Origin of the sequence: Aquiflexum sp. (assembly GCF_041749095.1) — a bacterium.
Classification (GTDB): Bacteria; Bacteroidota; Bacteroidia; order Cytophagales; family Cyclobacteriaceae; genus Aquiflexum.
In genome coordinates, this window is sequence record NZ_JBGTCA010000573.1 from 1 (window position 1) to 13,872 (window position 13,872).

Consider the following 13,872-nt stretch of genomic DNA (forward strand, 5'->3'; position numbering starts at 1 on the left):
TTTGTTAGATTCTACTAAAAGTGTATCAATCCTTCCTTCTACTGCTGCAATGGCCAATTATTTGTAATAATCACTGCCTTTGCCATCTGCCCTCGCCTGCTCGAATTGCTCAATCAACACATCCAATGTCCTGAGGTATTCAGGTTCCATTACCTCCCAGGCCAACTCGACCAATCTTTCTTCCGGAACTGATTTGGGGTTTACTTTAATCCCATTGGAAACCAGCAAAGGATTTTCACTTAACTTCTGAAAGAGATTATGGTGTTCCGGAAGTGCTGCCAAAATAAGGGGCAATCCGGAAGGTTTGGAATAATGCTCCTGAACCGATTTTCCGATTTCCCTGAAAAAACGCTCTGCATCAACGTCCATCTCTTCTTTTTTCCCTCCATGGCCATGACGCATCACTGAACTTTCACCACTGGTGCCTCCATAAGAAGCTACAGTAGTATGTTTGTCAGTCAGTTCATAGCCGAGTGCTTCTTCGATGGTTTTTGGAACACCCTCCATCAGGTCAATTTCAGTAAGATAATGTCTGTTGCCTTCATATAACGATATGTCATGCAAACTCAATCCCAAAACATGAAAACGGTCTACTGATTGCAGATACTTCCGAAGTGGTTTGGTGTGAAAACTATCCGCGACTATCGCGAGTGGTTCTACCGGAACCTGCAATTTTACAACCTCCATGACGCTGTCAGAACTGAATACTGCCAATCCTTCAAGTGTCATATTCCAAATTTTGGGATCATCGATCAGTTCTTCCAAAGGTGCCAGAAATTCATTGGTTTCATCATTCGAATATCTTTGAAGTAAAGAATTCTCGATTTCTTTCAGGAGATTCTTGTACCTAATCGGGTCCTGTTGGTTTTCCGGATGGCTCCTATGGGTTGGCATGTAAAGGGAGATACAGGGTTCTTCATTTTTCGACAAAAGATGCTGAACCAATTTTTCAGTGAGTAATTTCATGGGTTTTGGAGTTTATTTGTAATAAAAGGTGATAGACAAAAAATGAAGATGGTTTTCACAAAACTAATAATATTGCTTATAGTAACTGTTACAATAAAACCCTGAGTTATTACACAATTCCTTAGCCGCTCAAATTAAGCTTAATTATTCCGTATCTGGAATGCCGGATAAATCATGAAAAATTTCACCTAAAAAGACATGAAAAAACCACCTCCAAAACGGAGGTGGATATTTTATTTTGAATAACTGAATTCTGTCCGGAAATGATCCTAAACTAATCAAGATCTGGTCAAAAAAAGATTTGTGAAAACTTCGGACATCCAACTTCCAACTTTCCTACCATCAAAAAATCCCGATTAAAAGAGTTCAGATAGGTAACCGGAGTCACTACGCTAATCAAATTATTTCTTAAAGGTAAATGACACCAATACCTTATCGGACAACTTTTGTTCCTCAGGACTGAAAGTGGGTTCCTGCCGGGATTCTGCCATATCCATTGCCATCATAGACTTTGACTGTCTCATCACAGGGTAAAAGTTGTTGCCATCCGAGGTATAGTTCACCCTATGGACCTGAATATTCTGGATTCCCAGCGATTTGGCAATCACATCAGCTTTAGATCTAGCGTCCGCAATGGCCAATTCAAGTAATTTCTGTTCGGAAGATTTTCGGACTTTATCAGATATTGTGAATTGAATATTGAAACCCATGTCCGCAGTTTGGTGAAGGCTTTCGGTAATTTTGACCAAGTCCTTGTCGATGTTTCTGACCCTGACTTTGATGGTTTGTGAAGCTACGTAGCCACTATCTCTCGAGGTTCCTTTTGCATATACCCTATTGACACTGACGTAATAATTATCCACTGTGAAGTCATAATCTTTCACATTGGTTTTCTTTAGGGCATCCTCGATAGATTTTGTTTTCTTGTTCAATGCATTGGTGACATCTGCCACTTTCATGGCTTTTTCCATTAAACTAAGATGAATGATAGCCTCATCGGGCATAATGCTGATTTCACTTTTACCTTCCACTTCGATCATTGGAATATTTTCCTGCGAGAAGGCCGTAACAGCTAGTAATAAAAACAAGGAAGCGAATAGTAGCTTTTTCATAAATTGGTTTTTAAGTCTAGAACGTATGTTTCAAAACTTAGGCCATTTTTTTATAAGAACGGATTTTCCTTAGGATCTAGTCTCATGTCCCAAAAATTCAATATCACTAATTGACCTTTATATATTCCGTATATTTATTTGAAGTATTTCAAAAAATTTAAGCTTCTTACCCCTGGGATTTCAGACTCTTTTCCAATCAAGGGATTCTCCAGGATAATTGCAATCCTTTGATCTAATTCTTCCTTGATTTTGATAGGATACGAGTAACTTTAAGTTCTATTTTTCCAATAATCCAGAACATTAAAAAATTGATCTTCCGCCTCATCAGTCCAGATTACTCTCTCATCCATTTTTCAAACCTGATATTAATTTCTTTTTGAGTCTTTACATTTCCCGTTTCAAACTGTTCTTTAGCCTTCAATATAGACACCATTTGCTTGTCAGAAAAAACAGTATTGTCTTCTTGAATTTCCTTTTCAAGGAATTCAAAAATTCTACCTAACAGACTATCATCATCAGTCTGTTCGATCAGAGTAATTATTTTCTCTTTTAAAGTTTCCACTATTGATACTTATGCCAAATTGTTGTTTGAATATACTGAACAACTGTAAACTGGTACCGCCTACTGTAAACTGAGTCTGTAAACTGCATACTGCGACTATTCACTGCAAACTGAACACTGCAAACTGAGACTGCGACTGCCTACTGACCTAAGTCCAAAATATCCCTGATCTTGTTCACTTTTCCCATATCATTGGCCAATCCCTCATAGTCATCTTCAAGGATTTTGTCACGGAATTTAGAAAGATTTGAGATGTATAGACTCATGGCATCTAGTATATTCTTTTTGTTTTCTTCCATAATCGGTGCCCACATTGCCGGTGAACTTTTGGCCAAACGGACTGTAGATGCAAAACCTGAGCCTGCCATATCGAAAATGTTTTTCTCGTCTTCCATTTTATCCATCACAGTTTTGCCCAACATAAAAGAAGAAATGTGGGACAAATGGGATACGAATGCCAAATGTCTGTCATGTTCCTCTGGATCCATGAACCGTAATTTCATATTGAGTGCCTCCAAAATCTCGTAAGCCATTCCTTTGAGGTGAATGTTGGTTTTTTCCATTTCGCAGATAATGAATACTTTTTTATCCAAAAGATCTTCCTTGGAGGCTTTCGGACCCGAATATTCTGTCCCTGCAATGGGGTGACCTGCTAAATATTGCTCTCTTCTGGGATGATCCGAGACTGATTTGCAAAGGACTTCTTTGGTAGAACCAAAATCCATTACCAGAGTATTTGGACCGATCTCATTCAACGTTTTTAACAAAAGATCTGATAAAGTATTTGCCGGGGTGGCCAATACGACCACATCGGTATCCGTGCCAGGATTCTCTTTTGCTTCCCCAATGATTCCCAATGCAATGGCATCTTCCAGATTTTGTAAATTAGTATCGTATCCTGTGAATTTGATTTCAGGTTTTGCTTTTTTAAGTGCGAGGGCAAATGAACCTCCCAAAAGACCTAGCCCGATAATGTGTATTTTTTTCATTTTAACAAAAATAATTTTAAGATTAGATGATTAAATTCTATTGATAGCTTCTTGGATTGCTGTTTTATTGACGCAAAGAGAAAATCTTACATACCCGACCCCTAACTTTCCAAATACATTTCCCGGAGTAACGAAAATATCATGCGTATAAAGCAAGCTGTCCACAAATTGATCTGAACTTTCACCTTCGGGCAGTTTGGCCCAGACAAACATGCCCGCGGTATCCTTCTCACAGCTCAATCCTAATTTCTCCACCAATTCCCAAATAAGTTTTCTCCGCTCTGAATATATTTGATTCAATTGCTGATACCAATCTTCCCCCAAGGCCAAAGCTGCAATAGCTCCTTCCTGTATCCCCAAAAACATGCCGGAATCCATATTGCTTTTCACCTTGGTGATAGCCTGAATCCATTCCGACTTTCCAGCTAGCATCCCCACACGCCAACCTGCCATATTGGAAGTCTTGCTCAGGGAATTGAGTTCCAATGCAATGTCTTTTGAACCTTCAATCTGGAAAATGCTTTTTGGTTTGTCTTCAAGGATAAAACTGTATGGGTTATCGTGGGCGATAATAATGTTATATTTTCTTCCAAAATCAATCAGTTTTTGAAACAAACTTAGATCTGCTATAGCTCCTGTCGGCATATGGGGATAATTTGTCCACATGATTTTCACTTTACTAAGATCACTTTTTTCCAGCTTCTCAAAATCAGGATAATAATCGTTTTCAGCCCTCAGAAAATAATAGACAGGAGAAGCCCCTAATAATTTTGTTACAGAAGTATAGGTTGGATATCCGGGATCGGGGATCAATACTTCATCACCTTCATTCAGAAAAGTCATGGAAACATGCATGATGCCTTCTTTGGAACCTATGAGTGGCAGGATTTCCTCCTGAGGAAGCAATGAAACATGATAAAATTTGGAATAAAATTCTGAAAAAGCCTTTCTTAGAGCAGGAATGCCTTGATAATTTTGGTAGCCGTGGGATTTAGAAAGGGAAGCAGATTTGTACAAAGCTTCCACCACCGTCGGGTGGGGAGGTAAATCAGGGCTGCCGATTCCCATATTGATAACGGGTTTTCCCTCAGATATCAGTTTATTGACTTCTTTGAGTTTCTTTGAAAAATAGTATTCCTCAACCTGAGCAACTCTTTTTGAAAAAGACATCATTATTTCCTATTTAGGTATTCCCCAAAGATTTTTACTTCCCCAAAATTATTGTTTATTTCTTGAATTGCCTTTTGAAATGCAGCATAATCTTCAAATTGTATATCTATAAAAAAAGCATATTCCCAAGGTTTCTCCATTACCGGGATAGACTGGATCTTGCTAAGATCCAAACCATAATCGCTCATCATGGTAAGCAATCTCGCCAAAATCCCTTTGGCGTTTTTCACGGTAACTTTGATGGATGCTTTGTTGGGCACAAAATCCAAATCCACAGCATCTTTTTGCAGAATAATGAATCGGGTGAAATTGTTTTTGACAGTTTGTATGTCTTCGGCAAGAATTTCAAGATCGTAGGTTTGTGCTGCGGTTTTACTGGCAATGGCACCAATACCAGTAAGGCTTTCTTCTGAAATCCTTTTGGCAACAGAAGCGGTATCCACATCATCAATCAATTGGATAGTAGGATGGTTTTCGAAAAACTTCTTGCATTGCAACAAGGCCATGGGATGTGACCTGACTTCCAAAAGATCATTAATCTGTTGATCTGGCAAGGCCATTAAATTATGTGATATGGGCAGGTAATATTCATCTTTAATCCGGAGATCGTATCTGTCAATCAATTCATAGTTAGGAAGGATGGCACCGGCAATCGAATTTTCAATTGCCAAAATCCCAAAATCTGTTTCCCCTCTGCTGACGCTTTTGGCAACCTCCTCAAAAATCCTAAATCCTATAATATCCGCATCTAAGCCAAAAACATTGAGTGCAACCTGATGGTGGAAAGAACCGGGGATGCCTTGAATAGCTATATGCATTTAACTTTCATTTTATGGAATTATTATATCAATATCCGGAATCCTCCCAAAGTGTTTCCTGTTCAATGTTGCCAATGGTCTATTAAACCTAAGGGCAATTGAAGCAATAAATAAGTCGGGCAGAGCAACCTGTTTGTTGATTTTTTTTAATTCTTGATGGATTTCAACTGCAATATCTGCGGCTTCATTATCAAAAGGCAAAACTTTAACTGCACTTAATAAAGAATCCCAAAACTCAAATTGGATAGGATTTATCCCGTATTTTATTTCGAATGCTGTAATAGAAGTAATTTCAAAAAAATCATAATTGGCCATCAATTCCAAGAAAAATGAATTTTCCTTTTTTTTCTTTCTGAAATAATCAAAAAGTACTGAAGTATCCAAGCAAATTATTCTGCTCTCCATTTGTTTATTAAATCTCGTGCTTCCTTGATCTTTCCCAACTCTCCTTTAGAAAGGGTCGGCCCATTTAGAAGCAAACTTTTTAAAAACTCATTTTCCTTTTTTTTATGGTCAATTTCCAAGGATTTTCTATCGAGGAGAGCCTTTACCTCTTCCAATTCTTCCTGTTTAAGATGATTGATGATCGCTTTTAATTGATCTATATTTTTTTCTAATGATAAACCCATAGCCAAATATACGGAAAACTACTTTTTGAAAATGAAATAAACTGCCAAAACCAAAAAACCGAATCCAATGACATGATTTGCTTTAATGCTTTCATTTTTGAAAAAAATCAAAGTGAAAATCATAAAAACAACCAACGTGATCACTTCCTGCAGGACCTTCAGTTCCACAAGTGAAAACGGTCCTCCGTTCTCCTTGAAGCCAATCCTATTTGCCGGAACCTGAAACATATATTCAAAGAAAGCAATGCCCCAACTGATCAGCACGATGGATATCAATCCCAGATTTTCAAACCAACGAAGTTCTTTGAATTTCAAATGTCCATACCATGCAAATGTCATAAAGGTATTGGAAAGGACAAGGAGGAGTATGGTGGAGAGACCTTTCATGGGGAGGAACGGGGGTTGAGACGTGAGATTTGAGACGTGAGATTTGAGACGGCTTTTTCTTAGTGACTGACGAATTTATTTCCAATGAAGCTAGATGTTGAAAGTTTTTAAGAAATCTCATTTTTAATTAAATGGATAAACCTCTTCAATTTTTTGACTGCATTCATTTTTTTTACTCTTGTTTCTTGGCCTTATTTCTTGGCTCCCCGATAATCGGGGCAGGCTTTGATTCTAAAATCTTGCCTCCCCGATACTCTGAGTAAGCCATTATCCTTCCTACTTCATACATCCCACTCGCCCCCATCAAGATTGCCACGTCGAACGAACGATTATTTAAAATATCTAAGTTTTTCAGGTGCTCCCTACCAAAATCGGCAGGCAGATTCGCAATGACGTGTATTCAACCTTCATCCCTCATCCTTTCTCCTTCATCCCTTCTTCTTCTTGGTTCTAAAATCTCGCTTCTCGGCTCTCACATCTCGCTTCTCAACTCTTCCTTTCCCTCAGTCAAAACCTTCGAGGTCAAAAATAAGACCTCAAAGGTTACGCAACCCTGTCTCATGTCTAATATCTCACGTCTCATGTCTCAAAAAAGAAACATGCTTCCAAAAACTCGGATAGGATTTATTGACCACTTCGAGGTCCTCGATGAAGACATTGGTCTTGGTCATCAGCGGCATAAAGGCCATGGCCATTCTATGGTCATCATAGGTATGGATACGGACTTCATGGGGCATTTGGACGGAGGGTATCACTGTGAATACCTCATTTTCTCCTTCCACTAATTGCGCATTGAATTTGGCCAATTCCTGCTGAAGGGCATATATCCTATCAGTCTCTTTGATCCTCAGACTTTCAACACCCGTGAATGTTGTCTTCTGACCAATAATGGCACAGGTCACCGCCACAGTCTGGGCCAAGTCCGGACAATGTGTAAAATCCCAGGAAGCCAACCCTTTAACCTTTTGTTTGGTCAATTTTACGCCACTTTCTTTAAACTCACTTTTAACACCCAACTTATCCATTATTTCGACGATGGCCGAATCTCCCTGCAAACTGTTTTCTTTCAATCCCTCCAAAAACAACTCCCCTTTGTCCGCACAAGCCAGCAAACTGAACCAGTAACTAGCTCCTGACCAATCGCTCTCTACTGAGAAGTTAGTGGATTTATATGCTTGATGTGCAACTGTAATTTTATCACCTTCCCAGGTATATTCAATCCCAAATTGCTTCATCAACCGAAGAGTCATTTCAATATAAGTTTTAGACCCTACCTTACCTTCCAATTTGATCTCCAATCCTTTGGGAAGTAAAGGTGAAATCATCAGCATGGCCGAAATAAATTGACTGCTGACATCCCCTCTAATGGCCACTTGGTCATTCAGTTGAGCTTCCATTCCGTGAATTGCCAATGGAGGAAATCCTTCTTTGTTCATATAGTGGATTTCTGCACCAATATGCCTGAGCGCATCTACCAAAATTCCGATGGGTCTTTCGCACATTCTTGGCGTACCGGTCATGACCTTGTGCTGATTGGTGACTGCTGCATAGGCTGTCAAAAACCGCATGGTGGTTCCTGCATCAAGGACATCAAAAATTGCCGGATTCTGCCTCAACAGCCTGATCATGGTCTGCGTATCCCTCGCCTCTGCCAGATTACTGATGGTATTCTCTCCTTCTGTCAGGGCATCAATGATCAAAACCCTGTTGCTTTCACTCTTGGAGGAAGGCAGAGGAATCTTAGTTGGTTGAAAAAAAGTAATTTGTTGTAAGTATTGGGCAGTCATTCGGTTTGATATTTATGCTAGATGGGTGAAATCAATTTTTCAGAAATTCGATGTGCTTCAAATTAAAGGTTTTTATAAAAATGGACTGATTCCTCAATCTCCTCAATGGTCGCATTGAAGTTATACTCACATTTACCGATTTGGGTCAGCAATGAAAAATTGACGGTTTTGCCTTCATTTTTTTTGTCCTGACTGCAAAGGACGACTATGGCCGGAATGTCCTCTACAGGAAAATCAAATTTTTCAAAGACATTCAATAACATATTATTTATCAATTCCATTTCAGATTTTGAAAGACCTGATTTTTTGACCGAAAGATAGGACTCACAGATCATCCCGATGGCAATGGCTTCACCATGGAGCAAATGTCTTTCTGAATCCAGGTAATAAGATTCAAATGCATGCCCGATGGTATGGCCAAAATTGAGGATTTTCCGTAATCCGGATTCTTTGGGATCTTTTTGGACCACATCCTTTTTGATACTCACTGATTTTTCGATGATTTCTCTCCAGTTCTGTTTTTCCCACCCTTCTGTTTTGAGACATCCAAAATAATTGGCATTTTGTATCAATCCGTGTTTGATCACCTCAGCATAACCTGACCTTAATTCCTCATCAGGGAGAGTTTTTAAAAATACTTCAGAAATCATCACTGCTTCAGGCTCGGCAAAGACTCCAATATGGTTTTTAAAACCATTGAAATCCACCCCCAACTTACCGCCTACACTGGCATCAACTTGAGAAAGTAAAGTAGTTGGTAAATTGATAAACCGGATGCCACGTTTGTAAGTTGCAGCACAAAAGCCACCCATATCTCCTGTGACACCTCCACCAAGATTGATGATCAAGGCTTTTCGATCAAAGGCTTCATCTGTCATCCATTTCCAAATGGCGGAACATGTTTCCAGGTTTTTGTTGGATTCTCCAGATGGGAATGAAAACTGACTGGAATCAACAGGTAAATGGTCCCTAATGACCGGAAAACAATGTTTTTCAGTATTGGAATCTGTGATGACCCCTAACTTGGAAAAACTCTGGTTTGCCAAGTAGCTTTTGAGATCCCCGGCTATGGAGTTTGAGAATATGATTGATTCCAAAATGGATTGTTTTTAATAGTTATACCTTGCTTTGCCAGGAAACCATCATTCTGTTACAGATAGGACGGAAGACCGAAGTGTCGGACATTTCAACTTCATACCGAGAATTTTACTGACTTGCCATTTTTTCTAACATCATAGAAACATATATAATGTATCCTTAGCAAAGTAAAGGTACGGAAATACCCAGCTTGATATTGCTATCCTTCGTAGCATTCCGTTCTTTTTTATCATTAAAACCTTACACCCATCATTCATCAAGCTACCTTATACTTGGTTCATTGTACATGGTACTTGATACAACAAAACTTTACTTCTTCACCGCAGCCGCTTCTCTCAACTGCTTCTCCTGTCTTTTAACAGACTCTTCATGGATACAGTAAAGCAGTTCTTTCATAAATTTCTCGCTGAGATTTTTCTCCACACCTTTTTGGGTCCTGGATTCCATCACATACTTCCATCTGTCTGATTGAAAAACAGTCAAATGATGTTCTCTCTTATAGACCCCAACCTGATCAATCAATGAGAATCTTTCCTGAAGAATATCCAACAACTGATCATCAAGGTGGTCAATGGCGTTTCTTAGGTCCTTTAATTTTTCACTTGGATTTTCAGCTCCGAGCGTATCCTTGAAGTCGATCTGGGATAAAATGTTTTTCAGTGCTGCCGGAGTCACTTGCTGCTTTGCATCGGACCAAGCATTGTCCGGGTCATGATGTGTCTCAATCATCAAACCATCCAATCCAAAGTTGATGGCCCTTTGAGCAGTTTCAAGAATTCCTTCCCTATTTCCCACAATATGGCTAGGGTCATTGATCACTTCCATTCCTTTCCATTCTCTTTTGAGGTGAATAGGCATTGACCAATTGGGTTTGTTTCGGAATCTTTTGTCGTAGGAATCTGAAAAACCTCTATGAATGGCGGCCAACTTATTGATGCCAACCGCATGCAATCTCTCCAAAGCTCCGATCCATAGCTGAAGGTCCGGGTTCATGGGGTTTTTGACCATTACCGGAATATCAACTCCTCTTAAAGCGTCTGCAATTTCCTGAACAGCGAATGGATTAACCGTGGTCCTTGCTCCTATCCATAAAACATCCACTTTGTGTTTGAGCGCCATCTCTACATGAGCAGCATTTCCTACTTCAGTAGTGATGGGGATATTGAGATGATGTCTTACAATCTCCATCCATTTTAGACCATCTTCTCCAATGCCTTCAAACATACCGGGTCTTGTTCGTGGTTTCCAAATACCTGCACGGAACATATCAGGAATCATATTTTCCTTTTTCATTTCTATGCAGACTTTTTCGATTTGCTCGGGGCTTTCTGCACTGCATGGACCGGCAATGATAACATGACCTTTAAGTCCTAATCCCCAGTCTTTGGTTTGTAAGTGATCTTTCATGTGTTTATAATTTGTTTTTTAACGGTCACATGGAACCTCGCAATTGAAATCATTCCACTGTGTGAAGCTCTTGTCATGCTCGGTTTCATTTTCAAATTGGTTTAAAATAAAAAACCCGACTCTTTCGAATCGGGCTCTTATATGGTTTGTTTTTTTTAATTTTTTACCAGACAATAGGCAGCTCCGATTCGACCTTGAAGACGAAAGTAAAAGTAAAAGAAGGTAAAGTATGCGAAGGCTGCGATTAACATGTCCCAAATGTAAAGGCACCTTTTTTAAAAACAAATTAATTTTTGAATATTTTTTTGAAAATTCTTTAAGAATCTTCAGAATGTTTGCGTATTCAGAAACAATACTACAATATTAAACTCAGTGCCAAATAAAATTTTGCATGTATCATTATGCAATTTTTTCGGGATTGGATATTAGTGGATATTATTGAGTAATTTGGACGTGGAGGATTATTTATTGGTAGTTATTAATACTTATCCTGTTTGCCATTGCTAATTGGCAAAATTCATATTTGAAAAGTTAATCTGGAATTTTAGGCTGAATACTTCTTTCCTTTACCAAACAAATCCTATCCCCGTGGAGTTTTTTTGATATATTTGCGCCACAATTAGAGCTTCTATGCCTGTCAAACCCAATATTTCTTTCGAGAACCTGGAAGTTGCCTTTGCTTCCAAATCCAATAGAGACTTAAAGAAAATGTACCTTATCTTCGCTACCATCAACAACAATACATTGGTGAGTATTGGTACTAAAATGGTCAATTGGGCTTTTGCTTTAAAATTGCCCATCAAAGGCATCATGAAAAAAACGATGTTTGGGCATTTCTGCGGCGGAGAGGATATAGAAGATTGCCAGAAAGCTGTGGATGACTTAGCCAAATTTAAAATCCATAGCATCCTCGATTATTCTGTGGAAGGAAAAGGGGATGAGGCGAGTTATGAAGCCACCAAAACTGAGATTCTGAGGACTATCGAAAGATCTGCTGGAGATGACAACATTCCTTTTGCGGTATTTAAGGTGACAGGATTGGGAGATTACCGCATCATGACCAAAATTCAGGAAGGGAAAAAACTCAATGAAAAAGAATCCGCTGCCTTTGAAAGATTAAAAAACAGGGTTGATGCCTTATGCAAAGCCGCTTTCCAAGCCAATACCAAAATACTTGTGGATGCAGAAGAATCGTGGTTTCAGGATGTTATTGACCAAATGACTTATGAAGCCATGGAAAAATACAACCAAAAATCATGCATTGTTTACAATACTTATCAGATGTACAGGCATGACATGTTGGAAAGATTAAAGAAAGCCCATCAAGTGTCAACCGAAAAAGGATATTTTCTAGGCGCAAAATTGGTGAGAGGTGCTTACATGGAAAAGGAAAGGGACAGGGCCGAGGAGAAAAAATACAAAAGCCCTATTCAACCAACCAAAGAAGCTTCCGACAGAGATTTTAATGATGGATTAAGGTATTGTGTGGAAAATATAGAAAGTATAGGCTTGGTCTCCGGATCCCATAATGAACAAAGCAATATCCTGCTGACCGAATTGATTTCAAAATATGGCATCAGCCCCAACGATGACAGGGTGTACTTTGCCCAATTATATGGTATGAGCGATAATATTTCTTATAACCTGGCCAATGCGGGTTATAATGTGGTTAAATATGTGCCTTATGGACCAGTCGAAAAAGTTATGCCCTATCTTTCAAGACGGGCAGAAGAAAACACTTCTGTTTCAGGGCAAAGCAGCAGGGAGTTTGATTTGGTCAAGAGGGAAATTGATAGGAGAAAGTCAGTTAAGGAATAAAGCTATTGGTTAATTAAGAATGAAATAAAGTAGAAATATGATTGAAATACATTGAAATAATATTGGTGTTGACCTTTATTTTTTTGCTTGTACGTCATTGAGTTAGTGGTTTATAGGTTAGTGGATTAAATGATTATTGGTAATAAGATTTGAACTGAATAGATAAAAAAATGCAGTTACTAAGCGAACAGGAAATAGAAAGAAGAAAAGATAGGGAAGAGTTAATGAAATTGGGGATTGACCCCTATCCGGCAGAATCATTACCGATCAATGTCACCGCAGAGGACATCCATAAAAATTACGAAAACAGAAAAACCGATTACAAAGACCTCTCCATTGCTGGCAGATTGATGACCAAAAGAATTATGGGTTCTGCTTCTTTTGCCGAAATTCAGGATTCTACCGGGAGATTGCAGATATATTTAAGAAGAGATGACCTTTGTCCCGGAGAAGATAAAACTTTTTACAATACGGTATTTAAAAAGCTGTTGGGCATCGGTGATTTCATTGGGTTGAAAGGATATATTTTCACCACCCAAACCGGAGAGATTTCGCTTTATGTTACAGACTTGAAGATCCTTTCAAAATCCATCAAGCCTCTTCCTGTGGTCAAAAGGGATGAGGAAGGTAATGTTTATGATGGTTTTACCGATCCAGAATTAAGATACAGACAAAGGTATGTTGACTTAACAGTTAACCCCGAAGTGAAAAATGTATTTGTCACCCGGTCCAAAATCATCAGCAATATGCGCCGCTATTTTGATGACCACGGATGGTTGGAGGTAGAAACACCTATACTTCAGCAGGTACATGGCGGTGCCGCTGCACGTCCCTTCACTACGCATCACAATACCCTGGATATGGGTTTGTTTTTAAGGATTGCCAATGAACTTTACCTTAAAAGGTTGATTGTTGGCGGATTTGAAGGAGTTTATGAGTTTGGAAAAATGTTCCGAAATGAAGGTATGGACCGCACACACAATCCCGAATTCACTTCTATGGAAATCTATGTAGCCTACAAGGACTATATCTGGATGATGGAAATGGTCGAGGAATTGATTGAGAAAGTCACCGAATCGATCCATGGCACCACCCTTTTGACAGTTGGGGACAATGAGATTGACTTTGC

At 39.0% G+C, this 13,872-nt stretch carries 14 protein-coding genes; 2 read left to right on the forward strand and 12 right to left on the reverse strand.

The window, feature by feature from the left end; translation table 11 throughout:
- Positions 1-57: 57 nt before the first annotated feature.
- The 12 genes from ACEW8O_RS25560 to ACEW8O_RS25615 form a co-directional block, all read right to left on the reverse strand.
- On the reverse strand, positions 58-966 hold the full coding sequence (locus ACEW8O_RS25560) for a hypothetical protein (protein WP_373497465.1): 909 nt from the start codon (positions 964-966) through the stop codon (positions 58-60).
- A gap of 401 nt (positions 967-1,367) precedes the next feature.
- Positions 1,368-2,078 carry an SIMPL domain-containing protein gene (locus ACEW8O_RS25565; RefSeq protein ID WP_373497466.1) on the reverse strand — a complete coding sequence of 237 codons (711 nt, stop codon included), beginning with the start codon at positions 2,076-2,078 and terminating at the stop codon, positions 1,368-1,370.
- A 334-nt stretch (positions 2,079-2,412) separates the two neighbouring features.
- The gene (locus tag ACEW8O_RS25570) at positions 2,413-2,640 is read right to left on the reverse strand and encodes a hypothetical protein (RefSeq protein WP_373497467.1); all 228 of its coding nucleotides are present in this window, start codon (positions 2,638-2,640) and stop codon (positions 2,413-2,415) included.
- 140 nt (positions 2,641-2,780) lie between these two features.
- Positions 2,781-3,629 carry a prephenate dehydrogenase gene (locus tag ACEW8O_RS25575; protein WP_373497468.1) on the reverse strand — a complete coding sequence of 283 codons (849 nt, stop codon included), beginning with the start codon at positions 3,627-3,629 and terminating at the stop codon, positions 2,781-2,783.
- Between the two features lie 30 nt (positions 3,630-3,659).
- Positions 3,660-4,802, reverse strand: a complete 1,143-nt coding sequence (locus tag ACEW8O_RS25580; RefSeq protein ID WP_373497469.1) for a pyridoxal phosphate-dependent aminotransferase — start codon at positions 4,800-4,802, stop codon at positions 3,660-3,662.
- On the reverse strand, positions 4,802-5,617 hold the full coding sequence (locus ACEW8O_RS25585; RefSeq protein ID WP_373497470.1) for a prephenate dehydratase: 816 nt from the start codon (positions 5,615-5,617) through the stop codon (positions 4,802-4,804). Before ACEW8O_RS25585 ends, ACEW8O_RS25580 begins: the two co-directional genes overlap by 1 nt.
- Positions 5,618-5,629: 12 nt before the next feature.
- Positions 5,630-6,022, reverse strand: coding sequence for a type II toxin-antitoxin system VapC family toxin (locus ACEW8O_RS25590; protein WP_373497471.1), 393 nt, complete (start codon positions 6,020-6,022; stop codon positions 5,630-5,632).
- Positions 6,007-6,246 carry a hypothetical protein gene (locus tag ACEW8O_RS25595; protein WP_373497472.1) on the reverse strand — a complete coding sequence of 80 codons (240 nt, stop codon included), beginning with the start codon at positions 6,244-6,246 and terminating at the stop codon, positions 6,007-6,009. Before ACEW8O_RS25595 ends, ACEW8O_RS25590 begins: the two co-directional genes overlap by 16 nt.
- 18 nt (positions 6,247-6,264) lie before the next feature.
- Positions 6,265-6,633 carry a DMT family protein gene (locus tag ACEW8O_RS25600; protein ID WP_373497473.1) on the reverse strand — a complete coding sequence of 123 codons (369 nt, stop codon included), beginning with the start codon at positions 6,631-6,633 and terminating at the stop codon, positions 6,265-6,267.
- Between the two features lie 572 nt (positions 6,634-7,205).
- A complete protein-coding gene (locus ACEW8O_RS25605; RefSeq protein ID WP_373497474.1) occupies positions 7,206-8,420 on the reverse strand; it encodes a 3-phosphoshikimate 1-carboxyvinyltransferase in 1,215 nt (404 codons plus the stop codon).
- Between the two features lie 62 nt (positions 8,421-8,482).
- On the reverse strand, positions 8,483-9,517 hold the full coding sequence (gene aroB, locus ACEW8O_RS25610) for a 3-dehydroquinate synthase (protein WP_373497475.1): 1,035 nt from the start codon (positions 9,515-9,517) through the stop codon (positions 8,483-8,485).
- Positions 9,518-9,827: 310 nt separating this feature from the next.
- Positions 9,828-10,925 carry a chorismate mutase gene (locus ACEW8O_RS25615; protein ID WP_373497476.1) on the reverse strand — a complete coding sequence of 366 codons (1,098 nt, stop codon included), beginning with the start codon at positions 10,923-10,925 and terminating at the stop codon, positions 9,828-9,830.
- Positions 10,926-11,555: 630 nt separating this feature from the next.
- Between ACEW8O_RS25615 and ACEW8O_RS25620 the strand changes: the two genes are divergently transcribed.
- Positions 11,556-12,743: a proline dehydrogenase family protein gene (locus tag ACEW8O_RS25620; protein WP_373497477.1), complete on the forward strand. Its 1,188-nt coding sequence runs from the start codon at positions 11,556-11,558 to the stop codon at positions 12,741-12,743.
- Positions 12,744-12,913: 170 nt separating this feature from the next.
- The coding region (locus ACEW8O_RS25625) for a lysine--tRNA ligase (RefSeq protein ID WP_373497478.1) at positions 12,914-13,872 on the forward strand (959 nt) is incomplete at its 3' end.

Coding starts and splice junctions, on each gene's coding strand:
- ACEW8O_RS25560 (WP_373497465.1), bottom strand. CDS start 966: ATGAAATTACTCACTGAAAAATTGGTTCAGCATCTTTTGTCGAAAAAT.
- ACEW8O_RS25565 (WP_373497466.1), bottom strand. CDS start 2,078: ATGAAAAAGCTACTATTCGCTTCCTTGTTTTTATTACTAGCTGTTACG.
- ACEW8O_RS25575 (WP_373497468.1), bottom strand. CDS start 3,629: ATGAAAAAAATACACATTATCGGGCTAGGTCTTTTGGGAGGTTCATTT.
- ACEW8O_RS25580 (WP_373497469.1), bottom strand. CDS start 4,802: ATGATGTCTTTTTCAAAAAGAGTTGCTCAGGTTGAGGAATACTATTTT.
- ACEW8O_RS25585 (WP_373497470.1), bottom strand. CDS start 5,617: ATGCATATAGCTATTCAAGGCATCCCCGGTTCTTTCCACCATCAGGTT.
- ACEW8O_RS25590 (WP_373497471.1), bottom strand. CDS start 6,022: ATGGAGAGCAGAATAATTTGCTTGGATACTTCAGTACTTTTTGATTAT.
- ACEW8O_RS25595 (WP_373497472.1), bottom strand. CDS start 6,246: ATGGGTTTATCATTAGAAAAAAATATAGATCAATTAAAAGCGATCATC.
- ACEW8O_RS25600 (WP_373497473.1), bottom strand. CDS start 6,633: ATGAAAGGTCTCTCCACCATACTCCTCCTTGTCCTTTCCAATACCTTT.
- ACEW8O_RS25605 (WP_373497474.1), bottom strand. CDS start 8,420: ATGACTGCCCAATACTTACAACAAATTACTTTTTTTCAACCAACTAAG.
- ACEW8O_RS25615 (WP_373497476.1), bottom strand. CDS start 10,925: ATGAAAGATCACTTACAAACCAAAGACTGGGGATTAGGACTTAAAGGT.
- ACEW8O_RS25620 (WP_373497477.1), top strand. CDS start 11,556: ATGCCTGTCAAACCCAATATTTCTTTCGAGAACCTGGAAGTTGCCTTT.